Annotated in this window: 14 protein-coding genes; 12 read left to right on the top strand and 2 right to left on the bottom strand. The window is 63.3% G+C overall.

The features are described 5' to 3' along the window. The first annotated feature begins 9 nt into the window (after positions 1–9). The 3 genes from ABWK72_RS26575 to ABWK72_RS26565 all read left to right on the top strand — a co-directional run bounded on the left by ABWK72_RS26575 (position 10) and on the right by ABWK72_RS26565 (position 3,088). Positions 10–771, top strand: a complete 762-nt coding sequence (locus tag ABWK72_RS26575; RefSeq protein WP_367872610.1) for an esterase/lipase family protein — start codon at positions 10–12, stop codon at positions 769–771. A 170-nt stretch (positions 772–941) separates the two neighbouring features. Further along, complete coding sequence (locus ABWK72_RS26570) at positions 942–1,865, top strand: nucleotide-diphospho-sugar transferase (protein ID WP_367872608.1); 924 nt, start codon at positions 942–944, stop codon at positions 1,863–1,865. Beyond that, a complete protein-coding gene (locus ABWK72_RS26565) occupies positions 1,862–3,088 on the top strand; it encodes a hypothetical protein (RefSeq protein ID WP_367872607.1) in 1,227 nt (408 codons plus the stop codon). Before ABWK72_RS26570 ends, ABWK72_RS26565 begins: the two co-directional genes overlap by 4 nt. A gap of 211 nt (positions 3,089–3,299) precedes the next feature. On the opposite strand, the gene ABWK72_RS26560 is transcribed toward ABWK72_RS26565, so the two are convergent. Continuing rightward, positions 3,300–4,340, bottom strand: coding sequence for a sulfotransferase (locus ABWK72_RS26560; RefSeq protein ID WP_367872606.1), 1,041 nt, complete (start codon positions 4,338–4,340; stop codon positions 3,300–3,302). Between the two features lie 110 nt (positions 4,341–4,450). Here ABWK72_RS26560 and ABWK72_RS26555 point away from each other — a divergent pair, with 110 nt between their 5' ends. The 9 genes from ABWK72_RS26555 to ABWK72_RS26515 all read left to right on the top strand — a co-directional run bounded on the left by ABWK72_RS26555 (position 4,451) and on the right by ABWK72_RS26515 (position 17,126). Then, a complete protein-coding gene (locus ABWK72_RS26555; RefSeq protein ID WP_367872605.1) occupies positions 4,451–5,638 on the top strand; it encodes a hypothetical protein in 1,188 nt (395 codons plus the stop codon). A gap of 145 nt (positions 5,639–5,783) precedes the next feature. Then, complete coding sequence (locus ABWK72_RS26550) at positions 5,784–6,578, top strand: sulfotransferase (RefSeq protein ID WP_367872604.1); 795 nt, start codon at positions 5,784–5,786, stop codon at positions 6,576–6,578. After that, positions 6,579–7,814 carry a hypothetical protein gene (locus tag ABWK72_RS26545; protein WP_367872603.1) on the top strand — a complete coding sequence of 412 codons (1,236 nt, stop codon included), beginning with the start codon at positions 6,579–6,581 and terminating at the stop codon, positions 7,812–7,814. Positions 7,815–8,004: 190 nt separating this feature from the next. Beyond that, positions 8,005–9,522, top strand: coding sequence for an MBOAT family protein (locus ABWK72_RS26540; protein ID WP_367872602.1), 1,518 nt, complete (start codon positions 8,005–8,007; stop codon positions 9,520–9,522). 9 nt (positions 9,523–9,531) lie between these two features. After that, on the top strand, positions 9,532–11,103 hold the full coding sequence (locus ABWK72_RS26535) for an MBOAT family protein (protein WP_367872600.1): 1,572 nt from the start codon (positions 9,532–9,534) through the stop codon (positions 11,101–11,103). 4 nt (positions 11,104–11,107) lie between these two features. Next, positions 11,108–12,376, top strand: a complete 1,269-nt coding sequence (locus ABWK72_RS26530; RefSeq protein WP_367872598.1) for a hypothetical protein — start codon at positions 11,108–11,110, stop codon at positions 12,374–12,376. Between the two features lie 206 nt (positions 12,377–12,582). Further along, the gene (locus ABWK72_RS26525) at positions 12,583–14,466 is read left to right on the top strand and encodes a hypothetical protein (RefSeq protein WP_367872597.1); all 1,884 of its coding nucleotides are present in this window, start codon (positions 12,583–12,585) and stop codon (positions 14,464–14,466) included. An 18-nt stretch (positions 14,467–14,484) separates the two neighbouring features. Next, a complete protein-coding gene (locus ABWK72_RS26520; protein WP_367872595.1) occupies positions 14,485–16,014 on the top strand; it encodes a hypothetical protein in 1,530 nt (509 codons plus the stop codon). After that, the gene (locus ABWK72_RS26515) at positions 16,011–17,126 is read left to right on the top strand and encodes a DUF2235 domain-containing protein (RefSeq protein WP_367872594.1); all 1,116 of its coding nucleotides are present in this window, start codon (positions 16,011–16,013) and stop codon (positions 17,124–17,126) included. The genes ABWK72_RS26520 and ABWK72_RS26515 overlap by 4 nt, the downstream gene beginning before the upstream one ends. A 22-nt stretch (positions 17,127–17,148) precedes the next feature. On the opposite strand, the gene ABWK72_RS26510 is transcribed toward ABWK72_RS26515, so the two are convergent. After that, on the bottom strand, positions 17,149–18,018 hold the full coding sequence (locus ABWK72_RS26510; protein ID WP_367872592.1) for a hypothetical protein: 870 nt from the start codon (positions 18,016–18,018) through the stop codon (positions 17,149–17,151). Positions 18,019–18,030: the final 12 nt, after the last annotated feature.

The following is an 18,030-nucleotide window of genomic DNA, read 5'->3' as shown; positions in this document are numbered from 1 at the left end:
CTGCGCCCGATGAAGAAAGCCTTGGCCTGCCTGGCCGCTGCCCTGTCGCTTGCCGCATCCGCCCTTGGCGCGGACACGCTGGCCCAGCCGCTCCCGGTCCGCCGGGTGGTCATGGTCCACGGGATTTTCCAGAACGAGTGGCGCTGCTTCGGCCACCTGCGCCGGGAACTCGAGGCCCGCGGGGTCGAGTGCATTTGCCCCTCCCTGAAACCCGCGGATGCCCGCGACGGCCTCCCCGCGCTGGCGGAGCAGCTCAAGAATGCGGTCGAGGCCAAGTGGAAGCCCAACGAGAAATTCGTCCTCATCGGCTTCAGCATGGGCGGCTTGATTGGCCGCCACTACCTGCAGGAAATGGGCGGGGCCAGCCGCTGCGACGGGATTTTCACGGTCGCCACCCCCCACTACGGCACCAAGATGGCCTGGATGTGGTATGGCGAAGGAGCCCACCAGATGCGCCCCGGCAGCGAGTTTCTGGCACAACTGGGCGCCACCGAGGACAAGCTCGGATCGATCCCCGCGGTCACCTACCGGACCTGCTCGGACCTGATGATCGTGCCCTCCCGCAATTGCAATTGGGCCCGCGCGGAGAATGTCACCGTCTCCTGCCCGATCCACGCGCTGATGTCCTGCAATCCGGCTGTGCGGAATGACATTCTCAACCGCCTCGCGACGCCCGCCGTCTTGGGAGCCCGGCCCAAGCGGAACGACGATGGCCCGACCCTTCAAACCCAGCGGGTCCGCCAGACGGTCAGCCGCTCGAAGAAGTCCTGAGGGGAGCGTCTTCAAACCCGTGGAACCCGACCTCCCGCGCCCCTGCCGGGAGAATTTCGTTGCACTCATCCGGAATGCGGGATTCCAAGGGGCTTTCCCGAATGGTGCCGGACAACACGATCCCCGCGGCGGCTGGAATGCCTGTGGGAGAGCCGTGCCCACCGGTGCTGATGATCCTCTTCAATCGCCCCGATTTGGCGGAGCAGGTTTTCGAGAGGGTGCGGCAGGCCCGGCCCGCCCGGCTTTATCTCGCGGTCGATGGCGCGCGGGATTCCCGCCCGCCGGATCTCGATCTCACCGCCCGCTGCCGCGCCCTCGCTGAAAAGGTCGATTGGCCTTGCGAGCTGAAAACCCGCTTCTCGGAGTGCAACCAAGGCTGCGGCCGCGGACCGAGCAATGCGATCACCTGGTTCTTCTCGCACGAGAAAGCCGGAATCATCTTGGAAGATGACTGTCTGCCGGAGGCGACCTTCTTCCCCTTCTGCGCGGAGATGCTCGCCCACTACGCGGACGACCCCGCGGTGATGCACATCAATGGCAACAACTTCGCGCCCGCCCACCCGGAGCGGATCTACGATGGCCATAGTTTCGGCTTCGCCCGCTACGCGCAGGCCTGGGGCTGGGCCTCATGGGCCCGGGCCTGGCAGCACTTCGACTACGAGGCGACCGGCATCCGAGAGGCGACCGCGGAGACCTTCAACGTCGCTGGCGTGGAGAGCCTGCGGCGCGAGGCCCATCGCGACCGCGTCGTCTCCACCCTCGAGCACCACCACCACGACGTCTGGGACTACCAATGGCAGTATGCCGTGATGAAGCGCCGCGGCCTCTGCATCTCTCCCGCCGTGAACCAGATCTCGAATCTCGGCTTCGGCGATGACGCGACCCACACCACGGATTCGACGAGCTTCGTCGCCCGCGCCAAGACCGGCCGCCTGAACTTCCCGCTCAAGTATCCGCCCACCGCCGAGTCCCCCGCAGTGAACCGGCTCTATGCCAACCACATGCTCGGCGAGGTCGCTCGCTACCGGAAGAAGGCCTTCAAGCGCTGGTTGCGCGGACTCTTCGGTCTCAACAAGGAGAAGGCCGCGAAATGAAGGCCTCCCGCCAGCCGCGGCGCTACGTCGCCTTTCTGCTTGCGGTGATGCTCGCCACCGCGCTGATCGCCGCCGCGCTCAATACCTGGGTCGATCCGCTGCGCGTGACCGGCGCGCCCTGGGCCAGCCGCGAAATCGATCCCTACCGCGACATCTCGGCGAATACCCGCAGCGGCAAGGCCGGGCTGGTCCTCGCCCGCAAGGACTGGCAGGCCGCCATCTTCGGCTCCTCCCGCGTGATCAGCTCGCTCGATCCCCAGGCCGCGGGCTGGGGCGACAAGCGGGTTGTGAACCTCGGCATGCCCGGCGCGCTCCTCTACGAGAACGTGGCGATGGCCGAGTACTTCCTCTCCCGCCAGCCCGCGGAGCTGCTGGTCTTCGGCATCGATCCCGGCGACCTGACCAACACCCTGGACACCCGCCCTTTCATGGACTTCCTGACCTCCCCCTTGAGCCCGGAGGGAAAGGCCGACCGCCAACTGCGCTTCATCTTCGGGATCTCCACGATGGAGACCTCGATTGAGACCCTTTCCAACCGCGGGAAGCGACCGGGCGAGTACAACGACCACGGCTTCCGCAACCGCCCCGCGCATGGCGGCGGGGGCGGTGCCGCAGCCCCGGGCAAGAAGCAGATCGAGTTCATCAAGAACCGCTTCATCGACGAAGCCACCCTCCCGCCGAAGCCGGACGCAGGCACGGTCATCAACCGGGACAAGGCCGCCAAGCTCGAAGCCCTGATCCGCCACTGCCGGTCAAAAGGCGTGCGGCTGGTCATGTTCATGCACCCGAATCACGTCCTGCTCCAGGCGAAGGCCGCCGACATCGGCAAGGCAACGGTGCCCTTCGAAACCGAGCGCCGCGCCTTGGTCGCGATGGTCGAGCGCCTGAACGGAGAAGGCCCCGGCCCCGCCGCGGAACTCTGGGATTTCTACTCCTACCACCCCTACAACCGCGAGCGCGTCCGCCCGGTGGAAGGAGAGCCGCCGACCCTCGTCCACTGGCGGGATCTCGAACACTTCACCCAGGACGTCGGAGAAGGCATGCTCTCCCTGATGATGGGCTGGCCGGTGAAGAATCCCGATCTAACCGCGTATGGGGAAAAGATCAGCAGCGGGAATGTCGAGGGGCGGGTCAACAAGCTACAGGCAGATTATCAGAGGTATCTCATGGTGGATGGCGCGGACGATGTGAGGTGGAAGGAAGGCCTTGGGAAAGGAAAGTAGAAGAACATTCCAGTGATGCTTCCCGGACGGCTCTTCCCCTGGGAGCGCGGAGCCACCCGGCCCGCAGAGTGGTCCCTCGCCGCCGTGGACACGCAAACGTAGAGCAGCCGAGCAGCGGCGTTCTCCACTCCCCCCTCGCGATGTATAACGCTCCTCCGGTCGCTTCAGCGGGGCAGTGCCTCCGTGCTCCCAGGCGCTGGCGCGTCGATCTTCACACCACGTGGGTAATAGCGAGAGCCTGCTGCCACACTTCACCGTCGCTACAAAAATCCCTCAGCGGAAAATCACATGATACCCGCGCTTCTTCGCCTGCTTCCGGATCCTCCGCTTCGACCCGAGCGGCCGCAAAATCCGCCGGTTCATCACCCGCGAGGCATACAGCCAGTCGCGGATGCCGTCTAACAAACCCAGCGGCACCGTCCCATCCTTCATCCGTTGCGGGATGTCGTAGCCCATCGCGCGGAAGAACTCGGCCCGCTCGCCGGTGAAGTAGTCCTTCACCCAGCGCTCGCGGTACCAGTTGCGGATGCCCGCCTCCCACTCGGAGATGCTGGCCGCGGAAACCTTCGAGTACCTTCTTCACCCCTGTCGGATCGCCGAGCTTGCCCTCGTTGCCCTTCACCAACTCCTTGCCCGCGACCTCGGCCAGATTCGGCATGCCGAGATAGGCCCCCAGCCGCGCGAGCTCCTCTTCGGGATTCGCCGCCAGATCCTCATACTTCACCTGGTGCACCCGGTCGCCGTGCTTCGCGCAGACCTTCCGCAGTTGGTCGATGCCGTGGTAGAGGTCGAGATCGAAGGAGTGCGGCTCCCAGCGCCCCTCGCGGAAAGTCGTGCTCATCGAGTTCATCACCGCGATCGGATGCCGCCAGAGGATGATGAACTTGGCCTCGGGGAAAACCTCCACCAGTTCGTCCGCGATCAGGCTGTAGCGCGGTGTCTTGTCGAGGAAGTAGGGGAAATCGCCCGCCAGACCGTTGTAAACCGATACGGCGAGGTCGTGGACGCCCTTCTTCCAACAGGCGTCGAAACCGCCCCAGGCCTTGCGCATGTCGTCGATCGCCGTCTCGACCAAGGCCTCCGAGTAAGTCGCGGCCCGCAGGATCGGCTCGCCGCCCAAACCGAGCAGGCGCAGCAGGAAGCTCGGCTCCCCCACCGTTTTGCAGATCCCGCTGCCCATCAGAAGGCGCTGCAGCAGGGTCGACCCCGCACGCGGCATGGAGAGTAGGAAGACGATCTGGGTGTCCGGCACGTCGGGAGTGGATATGGCGGAGCCTAAGGGACTCGCGCAAGGGCAAAAGCCCTATGATGACGCTTGCCCCCGGGATTGACTTGCCCGCCCCCCGGAAGCGACGCTCCCGCATGCAGGCCGGGCGACGCTATTCCTTCCTCGTGATCGGGGGAGCGCTGCTGGCCTGTGCGCTCTTCGCGGCGGTGAATACCTTCGTCGACCCCTTCCGCGTCACCCCCGTCTCGTGGCGAATCAGCAAGCTCGAGCCCTACCGCGACTTCTCCGAGCAGATCCGCACCGGCAAGGCCGGCCTCGTCCGCTCCGGCCAATGGCAGGCGGGCCTCTTCGGCTCCTCCCGCGTCGACAATGCCTGGAACCCCGATGCCGCCGGCTGGCAGGGCCAGCGGGTCGTCAATCTCGGCGCGAGCGGCGGCTTCATCTACGAGACCATCGGCATCGCCCGCTACTTCCTGGAACGCGAGCAGCCCGAACTCCTGGTAATCGGCATCGACCCTGGCGACATGACCAATGCCCGGGACACCCGCCCCCTCTCCGACTACAACCTGTCGCCCTTCGCCGGCCCCGACCTGAACCGGGAGATCCGCTACGTCGTCGGACTATCCACCTTCGAAGCCTCTGTAGGAACCTGCATCCGCGCCGCACAGGGGAAGCTAGCCGAGCACACCCCCCACGGCTTGCGCCTGCGGCCCGAGGTCGCGAATTCCCAGTCCCAGATGGAGTTCATCCGCGGCCAACTCCGCCGCGAACTCGAGGACAGCAGCGGCCCGGTCGATCCCGACAAAGCCGCCCTCCTTCGCAGCTTCCTCACAGATTGCGCCGCCAGCAACTACCGCGTCGTCATCATCGTCCACCCCGTCCACGCATTGATGCACGCCAAGTCGAAGGACCGCGCCAACCCGCCCCCCACCTTCGAATCCCTGCGCCGCTTCCTGCTCGGCCTGACCGGCGAGATGAATGCGCTGCGCCCCGGCGGCTTCGTCTCCTACTGGGACTTCTGCAACTTCCAGCCGGTCAATTGCGAACCCCTGCCCGCGGACAAGACCAACAAGAGCAAGGGCCGCATGCAGCACTGGAACGACCTCGGCCACTACGACGTCGAGCTCGGGGAATCCGTCCTCGGCCAAGCCCTCGGCTGGCCCGTCTCCCACCCCGAATGGGCCGGCCACGGCCGCAAAGTCACCCCGGATAACATCGAGTCCTACCTCGACTCCATCCGCAGCGGCTACGCCGCCTACCTCAACGGCCCCGGTGCCGCCGATGTGGCATGGAAGGAATCCCTGTTAGCTCCACAACCTTGATTGAAGAAATGATGAACCGCGAATGGACGCGAATGGACGCGAATAAAAACAGCCGAGGCAGGAAAGTCATGTTGTCTTCCTTCTTCAAAATTCGCGTCCATTCGCGTCCATTCGCGGTTAAAAATTCTTCATCCTCCCCCCTCCCATGATCGCCCACCAAACGGTTTTCATCGGCGGCCTGCACCGCAGCGGGACCTCGCTGGTGCATGAGATCCTGCGCGGCAGCCCGGAAGCCACCGGCTTCATCAATACCGGCTTCCCCCAGGACGAGGGCCAGTTCCTCCAGACCGTCTATCCCCGCGCCAGCGAGTTCGGCGGCCCCGGCCGCTTCGGCTTCGACAAGGCCTCGCACATGGACGAGACCCACCCTCTCGCCACCCCGGCCAATGCCGACAAGCTCTTCCAAGAGTGGTCGAAGCACTGGGACATGACCCGCAAGTTCCTCTTGGAGAAATCCCCGCCGAATATCGTCCGCCTGCGCTACTTCCAGGCCCTCTATCCCGGCTCGAAGTTCATCGTCATCCTCCGCCACCCGCTTGCCGTCTCCTACGCCACCCGCAAGTGGAGCAAGACCGCCATCCCCGAGCTGTTAGAGCACTCGATCCTCTGCTACGAGCGCTTCGTTCAGGACATGAGCCACCTCAAGCACCTCGCCGTCTTCCGCTACGAGGAGTTCGTGCAGAAGCCCGTCGAAACGCTCGAGGTCATCACCGACTGGCTCGGCATGCCGCGGGTCGAGCTCAAGCACGAGGTTCGCCCGAATGTAAACGGCGCCTACTTCGACACCTTCCGCAGCGAGCAGGCCTCCCTGCTCAACAAGCTCAAGCCCTCCTTCTCCGGCATGCCGGAGAAGTTCGAGAGCCGCGCGAACGCCCTCGGCTACAGCATCGAGGAACCGGAGAAACTCCTGCCGCTCCCCTGGCTCGGCCTCCACGGATAGATGAAGCCCGTCTTCCACCGCTCCGCCCGCCGCTATGCCCGCCTCCTCATCGGGCTGGCCACGCTGTGCCTGGTGCTGGTGGGCCTGGCCAATAGCACCGTGAACCCTTGGCGGGTCACGCCGGTGCCCTGGGAAATCAAAAGTCTCGATAATTTTCGCGGCACCAAAGACCACCTGCGGACCACCAAGGCGGGGATCCTGCGCTCCGGCGAATGGAAGGTCGCCCTGGTCGGCTCCTCACGGGTCGCCAACGCCTTCGATCCCAGCCTCCCGTCCTGGGGCCGGTCGGATGTCGTGAACCTCGGCTGCAATGCCGCATTCCTGAACGAGACCACCGCCATCGGCAGATACTTCCTCGAGCACGAACCCGCGGAGCTGCTGCTTCTCGGCATTGATCCCGGCGACCTCACCTCAAAAGTCGACACCCGTCCGCTCTTCGATTTCGACACCTCACCCTTCTCCCCGGATTCCGGATTGGACAACGAACTGCGCTACGTTTTCGGACTCTCCACCTTCGAGGCATCGATCACGACGGTACAAGACGGCCTGATGATGGCCCCTGCCGAGTATGGACCGAAGGGAATGCGCAGATCGCCGCGGGCGCATCCGGGCACCCAACACAAGTTCATCGCCTCGACCTTCACCACTCCCAACGAACTGGAGACGGCCGATGCGGCGGGACCGGATCGGCCCCTGAATGAAGGAAAACTGGGAAAGCTCAGGGATCTGTTGGAGGAGTGCCAAGCACGGGATTGCCGCGTGGTCGTCTTCTTCCACTCGAATCACGCATTGATGCACGCCGAGACGAAGCACATCGGAAGCGGGGTGATTCCTTTTGAGAAGGAACGGCGGGTTCTGGTGAAGCTGATCGCCGACCTATCCCCCAGGTCCGGACGTCCCATTGAGCTTTGGGATTTCTGCAACTACCACGCGCTCAATTGCGAAGCCGTCCCTTCGGCCATCCCCGAGGGGGCCAAGGCCCAAGAGACCAAAATGGCGAACTGGAACGACCTCGGCCACTTCACCCCCGAAGTAGGTTCCCAAATGCTCGCCCTCATGCTCGGCTGGCCCCTCCCCCACCCCGAGTGGTCCGGCATCGGCCGGAAGCTCGATCCCGCGAATCTCGACGCCTACCTCCACGAGGTCGGTACCGGGTACCAGCGGTATCTGACCCAAGAAGGGGCCAAGGATCTCGCATGGAAGGAAGGGCTGAAAGTAGTCCGCTCAGGCCCCTGAGCGGACGAACGAGCCCTCGCGATCATTCGTTCCGGCGTGAGGAAACGACGCTGAAAGCCGCGCTCCGCTAGAACGGGGCACGCTGTTTGGAACCACTCATCCGCTCAGAGGACTGAGCGGACTACCTCTTCACTCTCGACAAACCCAGCCCCCGGTTGGAAAAAACCCCGCCTCCGGCGCAGCGAGCGGCATGCTTTTCAATTCCTACACCTACCTCCTGCTCTTCCTGCCGTTGGTGGTGCTGGGGTTCCACCTCCTTCGGAACAGCAAGCTGCGGCTCTCGCTCGGCTGGCTGGTGCTGATGTCGCTGGTCTTCTACGGCGTCTGGAATCCGGACCCGACCAAGCCTTGGAGTCCGAAATACGTGCTGATGATCCTCGGATCCTGCACTTTCAACTACTTCCTCGGCCAGCGGCTCTCCGCGCTGAAGCACACCCGCCCCGGCAAGATGCTGCTGGCCGCCGGGATCACGGCCAACCTCGGCACCCTCGCCTATTTCAAATACACGGGCTTCCTCGCCAAGTCCCTCCACGACTTCACCGGCTGGCCCTCGGCGGTTCCGGAGATCGTTCTCCCGCTGGCGATCTCCTTCTTCACCTTCCTCCAGATCGCCTACCTGGTCGATGCCTGGCGCGGGGAGACCGAGGAATACCATTTCACGGATTACCTGCTCTTCGTGACCTTTTTCCCGCACCTGATCGCGGGCCCGCTGATCCATCACCGGGAAATGATGCCGCAGTTCGCGCGGACCAGGAACCGCGGCCTGCAAGCGAACGATGTCTCCATCGGCTTCACCCTGCTGGCCCTAGGCCTCTTTAAGAAGGTCGTGCTCGCGGACAATCTCGCCCGCACCGCCAGCCCGATCTTCGACCTCGCCGCGGGCAGTGGACGCGATCCGACCATGGCGGAAGCCTGGGCCGCGGCACTCTCCTACACCCTCCAGCTCTACTTCGATTTCTCCGGCTATTCGGACATGGCGCTGGGCTCGGCCCGGATCTTCGGCATCCGCTTCCCGCTCAATTTCCACTCCCCCTACAAGGCGGTCTCGATCGTCGATTTCTGGCGGCGCTGGCACATCACCCTCTCGCGCTTTCTCCGGGATTACCTCTACATCCCGCTCGGCGGCAACCGCAAGGGCCCGGCCCGCCGCTACATCAACCTCTTCCTGACCATGCTGCTCGGCGGCCTCTGGCACGGGGCCGGCTGGACCTTCATCATCTGGGGCGGCCTCCACGGAGCCCTGCTCTGCGTCAACCACGCCTGGGCCGGCTTCCGCAAGAAGCGCAACATCAGCCCCATGGCCAAGCCGCTGGCCATCTTCCTGACCTTCTTCGCCGTCATGATCGGCTGGGTCTTCTTCCGCTCGAAGGATTTCGACACCGCTTGGCAGATGCTCGGCACCATGTTCGGCTTCCACGGCTGGAGCGGCTGGCCGCCGGACTCGTTGATGCCCGCGAAGTTCAGCCGCGCCCGCAACTGGATGATCGCCGGGCTGGTCCTCTGCTGGTTCTTCCCGAATACCCAGCAATTCATGAAGCGCTACCTGCCCGCGCTCGGCCTGAAGGAATTCAAGGAACTCCGCCCCGGCCCGCGCCGCTGGTGGCACTGGCGGCCCACCGTCCCTTGGGCGCTCTTCATCCTGGCGCTACTCGGCTACGTCGGTCACGAGTTCAACAAGGTCAGCGAGTTCATCTACTTCCAGTTTTAGCGGCTGCCGATGCTTTTCAACAGCTACACCTTCCTACTCCTGTTCCTGCCGTTGACCCTCGTGGTCTTCCAGCTCCTGCGCCGGAACAGCCAGCGGGCGGCCATGGTCTGGCTGGTGGCGATGAGCCTGGTCTACTACGGCTGGTGGAATCCGGATCCCGACCCGGACAAGGCCAGTTCGTGGACCCCCTTCTACGTCCTGCTGATCTGCACCTCCTGCTGCATCAATTTCTTCATCGGCCGCTACCTGGCGGCCCACACCTTCAGCGCCAAGGGCCGCGGCATCCTCGCGCTCGGCCTATCCGCGAACCTCGGGGTTCTCTTCTACTACAAGTACATCGGCCTCTTCGAACGCACGATGGAGGCCCTCACCAGCGGCCATTTCAATATCCCGGACGTCGTCCTGCCGCTCGGCTTGTCCTTCTTCACCTTCCAGAAGATCGCCTTCCTCGTGGACGCCTACCGCGGCAAGACCAAGCAGTACGACTTCCTCGACTTCCTGCTTTTCGTCACCTTCTTCCCCCAGCTCATCGCCGGCCCGATCGTCCATCACAACGAGATCATGCCGCAAATCCAGCGGACGGTCTCGCCCTCGCGCCGCTCGATGGACCTCTCGGCAGGCATCACGCTCTTCTCGATGGGCCTCTTCAAGAAGGTCGTCATCGCCGATAACCTCGCCCCGATCGCCAACACCCTCTTCCTCCTCGCCTCGCGCGACGACCGCGACCTGACGATGGCCGAAGCCTGGACCGCGGCGATCACCTTCGGCCTCCAGCTCTACTTCGATTTCTCCGGCTATTCGGACATGGCGATCGGTGCCGCGCGGATGTTCGGGATCAAGCTGCCGGTCAATTTCCACTCTCCGTACAAGAGCGTTTCAATCGTCGATTTCTGGCGGCGCTGGCACATTACCTTGTCCCGCTTCCTCCGGGATTACGTTTACTTCTCGCTGGGCGGCAACCGCAAAGGCCCCTTCCTCCGCTACTCGAACCTGCTCGTCACCATGCTCCTCGGCGGCCTTTGGCACGGGGCAGGCTGGACCTACATCCTGTGGGGCGGCATGCACGGGCTTTTCCTCTGCGTGAACCACGCCTGGTTCGCCCTCCGCAAGAAATTCTCCATCCGCGCCCTGCCGAAACCGCTGGCGATCGTCCTCACCTGCATCGTCGTCATGGCGGCCTGGGTGCCCTTCCGTGCCGGCGCCTTCGAGCTGGCAGGAGACGGCTCGGCAGCCAAGGCGCTCGAGGCCACCCGCACGATCCTCGCCTCGATGTTCGGCTTCCACGGCTTCGGCGGTTGGCCGGACAGCTTGAGCCTGATCGAGGTCAAGGCCAGCCACGCCCAGCGCGCGGTGGCCTGCCTCCTGATCGTCTGGCTTCTTCCAAATTCCCAGGAAATCCTGCGCCGCTACCAGCCCGCCCTCGGCCTGAAGGGCCTGACCGGCAAGACGAATGCCCCCGGCCCGCGCCGCTTCTGGCAGTGGCGCCCCACCTGGCCGTGGGCTGTCTTCGTCATGCTGCTCGTCACCGGCTCGATCTACCAGTTCAACAAGGTCAGCGAGTTCATCTACTTCCAATTCTGATCCGATGCCGGTCCTGCGTCCCAAGCCCTTCCGGAACTTCAACCGCGCGATCCTCGGGATCTCCGGCGGGATCCTGATGACGTTCACGGCCTTCAATACCTGGATCAACCCGCTCTGGGTCACCAAGACCCCCTGGACCGACGAAAAGTTCGCCGAATACCGCCCGATCTACCGCCAGCAGCGCACCGGCAAGGCCGGTATCGCCCGCTCCATGCCGTGGAAGATCGGCTTCTTCGGCTCCTCCCGCGTCGATATCGCCTTCGACCCCATGCTCCCCCAGTGGCAGGGCAAGCCGGCCGTGAACCTCGCCGTCAGCGCCGGAACCCTTCCCGAAACCGCCGGCATCCTCCGCTACACCGTCGAGCACTGCCCGCTGGAAACCGCCATCGTCGGCATCGATCTGGGCGATATCAGCGGCTCCGGCAGCGGCATCAAGACCACCGGCTACATGGAGTCCCCCTTCAACCCGAAGGGCGAGAAAATCGAGCGCGAGCTCCGCTACGTCGCGGGCGTTTCCACCTTCGTCAGCTCGGTCAAGACCCTCACCTACTGGGGCGACCGGCATAAGGAGAACTTCGTCCTCCCCGAATACACCCCGCAGGGCCACCGCCTCCGCCACCAGGACAAGCCCAAGGTCGCCGAGGGCATCCGCCGCGACGCCATCCCGCACGCGATGCGCGGCACCCGCCGCCGCCAAAAGGCGATTGCCGCCAACGAGGGCAAGATCCACCTGGTCCGGCAAATCCTGGAGGATTGCAAGCAGCACCAGGTCGCCCTCAAAATCGCCATCCCGCCGAACCTCGCGGTCTACATCAGCGTCTACTACTACTCCGGCGACCCTGATCCCACCTTCTCCATCGACCGCAGCACCCTCGCCAGGCTCGTCGCGGAGTCGAATGCCGCGCACCCCGATGCCCCGCCCGCCGAAATCTGGGACTTCAACGATTACCACCCGCTCAACTGCGAGCCGATCCCGACCCCCGACAAGGCCCGCATGCACTGGTGGCTCGACGGCACCCACGCCCGCAAGGCCCTTGGCGATGTTATGCTGGCCCGCATGATGGGCTGGCCCACCGAGGGCCCTGCCGCGGACTACGGTTTCAAGCTCACCGAAACGAACCTCCCCGAGCGCCTCGCCAGCTTGAAAGCCGGCTACGAGAAGTTCCAAGTCGAGCATCCCGACCAATTCAAGTGGATGGTCGACGCCATCGAGCACGACAAGAAAAGCGGGACCGCCGCCGAAAAGGAGCCCGAAGGCGCGCAGGAGTTTTAAGAAAGAGGCGGGACAATCGGGTAGTCGTCCGCCGGAAGTTCCGGAAACATCCCGCTACCGATCCTGAGCGACACCTCAGATTTTCAGTTGTCATTCCCAGCACGATTGGGTTAGAGGACGAGTTGCAGCTCCCCTCCCCGACATGTCTCCGAACCGCGACATGTAGTCCCCGGCAAGCTCCCACTTATCTGGATTCCGCGCCTGCAATGAAAACACCTCCCCATGTTCCCACACAACGCCGCCTGCACGGATATTCCTTTGATCCGAGCCTGTCGGCAAAGCTCGAAACCGCCTTCATCAACGAGCGGATCTATACGATCCCTTGGGAAGATCTGAAACCGGGCCCGGTCGGAGACTATGTGGAGGTGATCGATGTGGATCCTGCCAGCGGCTGTTATTACGATCCGGTGGACCTCTCGGACCCTCACTTGCTGGCGCAGGACGGCCTCCCGGCCTCGCCTCTCAACCCTCAATTCCACCAGCAGATGGTCTATGCCGTCGTAATGACGACGGTTAAAAATTTCGAGCGCGCCATCGGCCGGCCTGTCATGTGGTCCGACCGCAAGCCGTGGAAACGCTACAAGGACATGACGGATGAGGACTGGAAACTGACCCATGTCCAGCGTCTCAGGGTGTATCCCCACGCGCTCCGGGAAGCGAATGCCTACTACTCCCCCGCCAAAAAAGCTTTGCTTCTCGGCTATTTTCCCGCATCCGCGGTTCACGACCCGGCGGTGTATCCGGGTGGCATCGTCTTCGGCTGCCTTTCACACGACATCGTGGCCCACGAGACGGCACACGCGATTCTCGACGGCATCCACCCCCGCTTCATGGAAGTGACCCAGCCGGACGGCCTCGCGTTTCACGAAGCCTTCGCGGACATCGTGGCCACCTTCCAGCATTTCACGTTTCCGGAGGCCGTGAAGCACCAGCTTTCGAAAACCCGGGGCGATCTGGGCATGAACAATCTCCTCGGCGAATTGGCCCAGGAATTCGGTCGCGCCGCCGGGAATCGCGGGGCTCTTCGCGATGCACTGGGAGGAGTGAACCGGAAAACCGGCAAATGGGAACGCCGCCCTCCCGACCCACGCCGGATGATCACGGACATGGAACCCCATGATCGCGGCTCGATTCTGGTGTCGGCCGTCTTCGATGCCTTCGCCACCATTTACGAGAGCCGGATCGTCGACCTCCGGCGCATCGCCAGCGGCGGTTCCGGGATTCTCGCGGAAGGCGAACTTCATCCCGATCTGGTCAACCGGCTCGCCACGGAGGCGGTGAAGGCCGCCCGGCACGTGCTGACCATGTGCATCCGGGCCTTGGACTACTGTCCTCCCGTGGACATCGATTTCGGCGACTATCTGCGGGCACTCATCACCGCGGATCGGGATGTGTTTCCGAATGACACCCGCCGCTACCGGCTGGCCTTCATCGACGCCTTCCGCCAGCACGGGATCTTCCCCCATAAGCTCCGGTCGCTATCCGAGGAATCGTTGACCTGGGACCATGCCAGCGAGATCAACGACTATGACAAGCTCGCCGAACTTGGCGAGCGGCTGCGAGGATTTTGCAGTGATCTTGGCATCGACAAGGACCGGCATCAGAGATGGTTGAAGACCCGTTTCCAGCGAGCGCAGCTCCATGACCAGCTTCAGAACAAATTCTGGAATGATTTCCAGGATCCGAGGCTACAGGAGCTCACCGGGCTGGACTTCTCCATCACCCGCGTGTCCGGCAAGCCGGACGATTCCGATTTGGTCCGCTTCGAGGTGCATGCCCTGTGGCCCGTCCAGCGGCAGCGTCAGGATGGCTCGGTTCTGAACCAGGTGGTTTTCTCCATCCTCCAGCACAGGCCCTTGGAAGAGGGTTCCAAGGAACATATCTGGGGAGGCTGCACGGTCATCCTCGATCTCGGGCGCAGCAAGAAGCAGGGAGCGATCCGCTATGTCGTGCGCAAGCCTCTGTACAAGACGGGTCGCATTGACCGGGCGCGCCAATGGGCGAGGGATCCGGCCATGATGTCGCTCGCCGGTCTCTATGGCATGAGCGCGGAAGACGAACCCTTCGCCATGCTTCATTCCGAAGAATAACCCGGACCACTACCTCCCATGGCTACCCGCAAGCGAGCTTCAAAAACCGCCGCCAAGACGGCTTCCAAGACGGCTTCCAAGACGGCTTCCAAGGCCGCTTCCAAGCCACCATCCGACTACCGGGTCCGTATCCGCATGTACCGCCAGGGCTTGGGCGATTGCTTCTTGTTGAGCTTCCGCGCCGCAAAGGGAAAACACCGCCATATGCTGATCGATTGCGGGGTGGTCCTGGGTACCACGGAACCTCGCGGTGCCATGGAGAAAATCGCGAAGAACATCGTGGAGGAAACCAAGCCGGGGCTCGATCTTCTCGTCATCACCCACGAACACTGGGATCACCTGTCGGGCTTCGACTCAAGCCAGGCCAAAAAGGTATTCGAGAATCTCAAGGTGGATTCCTTCTGGCTCGCTTGGACCGAAGACGACCAGAACGACCTCGCCAATGAAATGCGGCGGGACCGGGAAAAGAAGCGCAAGGCCGCCGAGAAGGCCAAGGAGGAGCTTCGCCGCCGTGGCGGGGACGCACACGAGAAGCAAGCGGCGCGGATGGATGAGGTCCTGGGCCTGTTCGGGGTTCAGGGCGGCGGCTCCGCGGATGGGGAAGACGACGCCGGCGGAACTGCCGGGGCCCTAGCCTACCTCAAAGGCAAATGTGATCCTACCATTTTGGAGACCGGCGGCACCGTCACCATTCCCGGCGTTGAGGACGTGCGGGTCTATGTCGTCGGCCCGCCAATGGATGCGACCCGCTTGCGCCAGACCAATCCTTACAAGGGCGAGGGCTATGGGCTCGGAGATGTCACCTTGTCCCTGTCCGACTCGTTCCTGGCGGCCTTCGATCCGGCGGACGAACTCGCCCAGCCATTCCCCAAGCAGGTCCGCCGGCCTCTGCCGACCACCTCGCCCTCTGCCGACCCCGTTCTGCCTCAGATGACAGGATATCTGGATCCGAAGCAGGATTGGCGCAACATCGACGACGCGTGGCTCGCCACCGGAGAACGCCTCGCCTTGCAGCTTGATAACTCGACGAACAACACCAGCCTCGTGCTGGCCATCGAGTTGGGTGGCAAGGACGTACTCCTTTTCGTGGGGGATGCACAGGCCGGGAACTGGCGCTCATGGGAGTCCAACAAGTGGGAGGTGGACGACGGCAAGGGTGGGAAGAAGCAGGTCACGATGGAGGATCTGCTGAAGCGGACGATCTTCTACAAGGTGGGCCACCACGGCAGCCACAATGCCACCCTCAGGGAAAAGGGGCTGGAGCTGATGAAGAGCGACCGGTTGGCCGCCGTCATCCCGGTCGATACCCATGTCGCGCACAATGTGAAAGGCTGGAAGCACATGCCGCTTCCCGAGATCCGGGACCGGCTCTTGGAGAAGTGCACGATTCTTTTCCAATCCGACATGGAGCCCGAAGAGAGCGGAAGGGGAAAGGCAGGCCCTTGGCTCCACTCGGCGGACCAATTCGAGGTCCGGATGAAAGACAAGAAAACTAAAAAGGCCAAAACCGTCGGGATGCGGAATCTATACACCGACTACTTCGTATGAAGAATATCGTCATCTGTTGTGACGGTACCAACAACCAGCTGCACGGGGATCTCACGAATGTAGTGCGTCTCTTCGAAGTTGCCCTCAAGGACGAGCGGCAGGTGGCATTCTATGATCCGGGCGTGGGCACCACGCCCGATCCGCTTGAGAAGGGCCAAGTGCGGAAAAGGTGGTCGATGGTCAAGGGTCTCGCGTTCGGAGCAGGTTTGGAAGACAACGTCCTTGATGCCTATCGCTGGCTGATCAACGTCTACACCGTGGGCGACCGTATCTTCATATTCGGATTCAGCCGCGGTGCCTTCACCGCGCGCGTGCTGGCGGGAATGCTCCATGCCGTGGGCCTGCTTCACCCGGGCTCGGAGAATCTCTTGCCTTATCTTTGGCGGGCCTATCGGAAAATCCGCCTGCCTCCGGCGAACGCCAGCGCGAGCGAACTGCGGGAAGCTAAAAAACAAGCGGACGAGATAGCGGTCCTGCGACGGAGTTTCACGCGCAATTGTCCGATCCACTTCCTCGGGCCCTGGGATACCGTCGGGTCCGTGGGGATGTACAATTGGAACCAATCCTTCCCCTACAGCTTCGAAAACCAAAGCGTGAGCATCGTCCGGCATGCGATGGCCTTGGACGAGCGCCGTGCGGCATTTCGTTCCAATGCCTTCAAGGCCGATCCCACGCCCCTTCCCGATGGCAGGCCCCGGGTGATGAACGTTTGGTTTCCCGGCGTGCACAGTGACATCGGCGGCGGCTACCCGTGGCCCGCGGAAACCGCGCTGGCGATGATTCCCTTCCAATGGATGCTGCGCGAGGCGATGGCGGCGAGCCTTTTGGTCGACCAAGCCAAACTCGATACCTTGTCCGCCGAGTGCCCGCCCTCGGCCATCGCGGATAGGCACGAATCCCTCAAGGGTGCGTGGGTGCCTCTCGAGTATGTGCCGGCACGCCGCTTCGACTGGAAGACCCGGAGGACCATTTGGAGATACCAGCCGAACAAGCCCCGCATCCTCATCGAGTCCCCTTGGCTGCATCGGAGCATCTTGGAGCGCATCGGAAAGCGCACGGATTACCGCCCGCCAAATCTCCCTGATCCCACGGTTTATCCGGTGGAAGATTGAGCTCGCTGCCTCAATCACATGCTCACTTCTCTTTTCCGCGAATCCTCCCGAACGCCTCCCGGATCTCCGCCGCCGTCCCGATCTTCAGATGGATCGAATACTCGTTCCGGAACCCCGGTGTGATCGCCATCGTCCGGATCGGCGCGAAGTAGGAACACCCCATCCCCTTCGGACCCGGCGGCCCCTCGTAGCGATAGGACGTGATCTCCGTCGTCCCCGGAAAATACACCCCCATCCCCCGCCCCGCCGGCCCGATGTAAGCCGCCCACTCCTCGCTACACATCCGCGACTGGTTCGGCCAGCCGGGAACCTCCTCCGCCAGCGCCCCGCCGCTCCACGGCTTGTCCCCCTTGTAGAAGACCAGCTTCGGCAGCGCGTAATCCATGAACACCGCCGGCAACTCCTGATGCACCGCCGGATGCTCCTGCTTCCCATCGTAAGAGAAACGAAAACGGATCGTCGCCACATCTTCCTTCAAGGTCACCCACTCCTCCATCCGGCATTCCTCTAACAACTGCCCGCCGGCCCAGTTGATCGGGATGCTCTTCACGTAGAGCTCCGTGGCCGTCTTCTTCTGCTCCAGCATCTTCGCGGGCTTGCCCTCGTAGTGCCCGCCCTGCACCGGATTCCAGCGCCAATCCTTGTCGCCCCACTTCGAACCGTCCGGCGCGCCGTAGTAGGACTGCTGGATGAAGCGCCCGCGGTCCGCATGGTTCAACAGATTCGGCCCGTCCGGCAATTCGCTGAACCAGAACACCGAGCCGCCGGACCCAAGGTCCACACCCAGCTTCACCTTGCCGTTCTCCAAATACTCGACCGTGGAAGCCACCTCCGGCTCCGCGGCGGCAAGACGGAGACTGAAGCAGACGAAAAGCAGAAGCACCTTGGACACCCTCCTTAGACG

The organism is Luteolibacter sp. Populi, assembly GCF_040801775.1.
In the GTDB taxonomy this organism is placed as follows: Bacteria; Verrucomicrobiota; Verrucomicrobiia; order Verrucomicrobiales; family Akkermansiaceae; genus Haloferula.
The sequence above is the reverse complement of the archived record's forward strand: the minus strand, read 5'-3'. Positions and strand labels throughout refer to the sequence as shown.

Bases quoted from the DNA above. Each gene is read 5' to 3' on its own strand.
- ABWK72_RS26575 (WP_367872610.1), top strand. From the start codon at position 10: ATGAAGAAAGCCTTGGCCTGCCTGGCCGCTGCCCTGTCGCTTGCCGCA.
- ABWK72_RS26570 (WP_367872608.1), top strand. From the start codon at position 942: ATGATCCTCTTCAATCGCCCCGATTTGGCGGAGCAGGTTTTCGAGAGG.
- ABWK72_RS26565 (WP_367872607.1), top strand. From the start codon at position 1,862: ATGAAGGCCTCCCGCCAGCCGCGGCGCTACGTCGCCTTTCTGCTTGCG.
- ABWK72_RS26555 (WP_367872605.1), top strand. From the start codon at position 4,451: ATGCAGGCCGGGCGACGCTATTCCTTCCTCGTGATCGGGGGAGCGCTG.
- ABWK72_RS26550 (WP_367872604.1), top strand. From the start codon at position 5,784: ATGATCGCCCACCAAACGGTTTTCATCGGCGGCCTGCACCGCAGCGGG.
- ABWK72_RS26545 (WP_367872603.1), top strand. From the start codon at position 6,579: ATGAAGCCCGTCTTCCACCGCTCCGCCCGCCGCTATGCCCGCCTCCTC.
- ABWK72_RS26540 (WP_367872602.1), top strand. From the start codon at position 8,005: ATGCTTTTCAATTCCTACACCTACCTCCTGCTCTTCCTGCCGTTGGTG.
- ABWK72_RS26535 (WP_367872600.1), top strand. From the start codon at position 9,532: ATGCTTTTCAACAGCTACACCTTCCTACTCCTGTTCCTGCCGTTGACC.
- ABWK72_RS26530 (WP_367872598.1), top strand. From the start codon at position 11,108: ATGCCGGTCCTGCGTCCCAAGCCCTTCCGGAACTTCAACCGCGCGATC.
- ABWK72_RS26525 (WP_367872597.1), top strand. From the start codon at position 12,583: ATGAAAACACCTCCCCATGTTCCCACACAACGCCGCCTGCACGGATAT.
- ABWK72_RS26520 (WP_367872595.1), top strand. From the start codon at position 14,485: ATGGCTACCCGCAAGCGAGCTTCAAAAACCGCCGCCAAGACGGCTTCC.
- ABWK72_RS26515 (WP_367872594.1), top strand. From the start codon at position 16,011: ATGAAGAATATCGTCATCTGTTGTGACGGTACCAACAACCAGCTGCAC.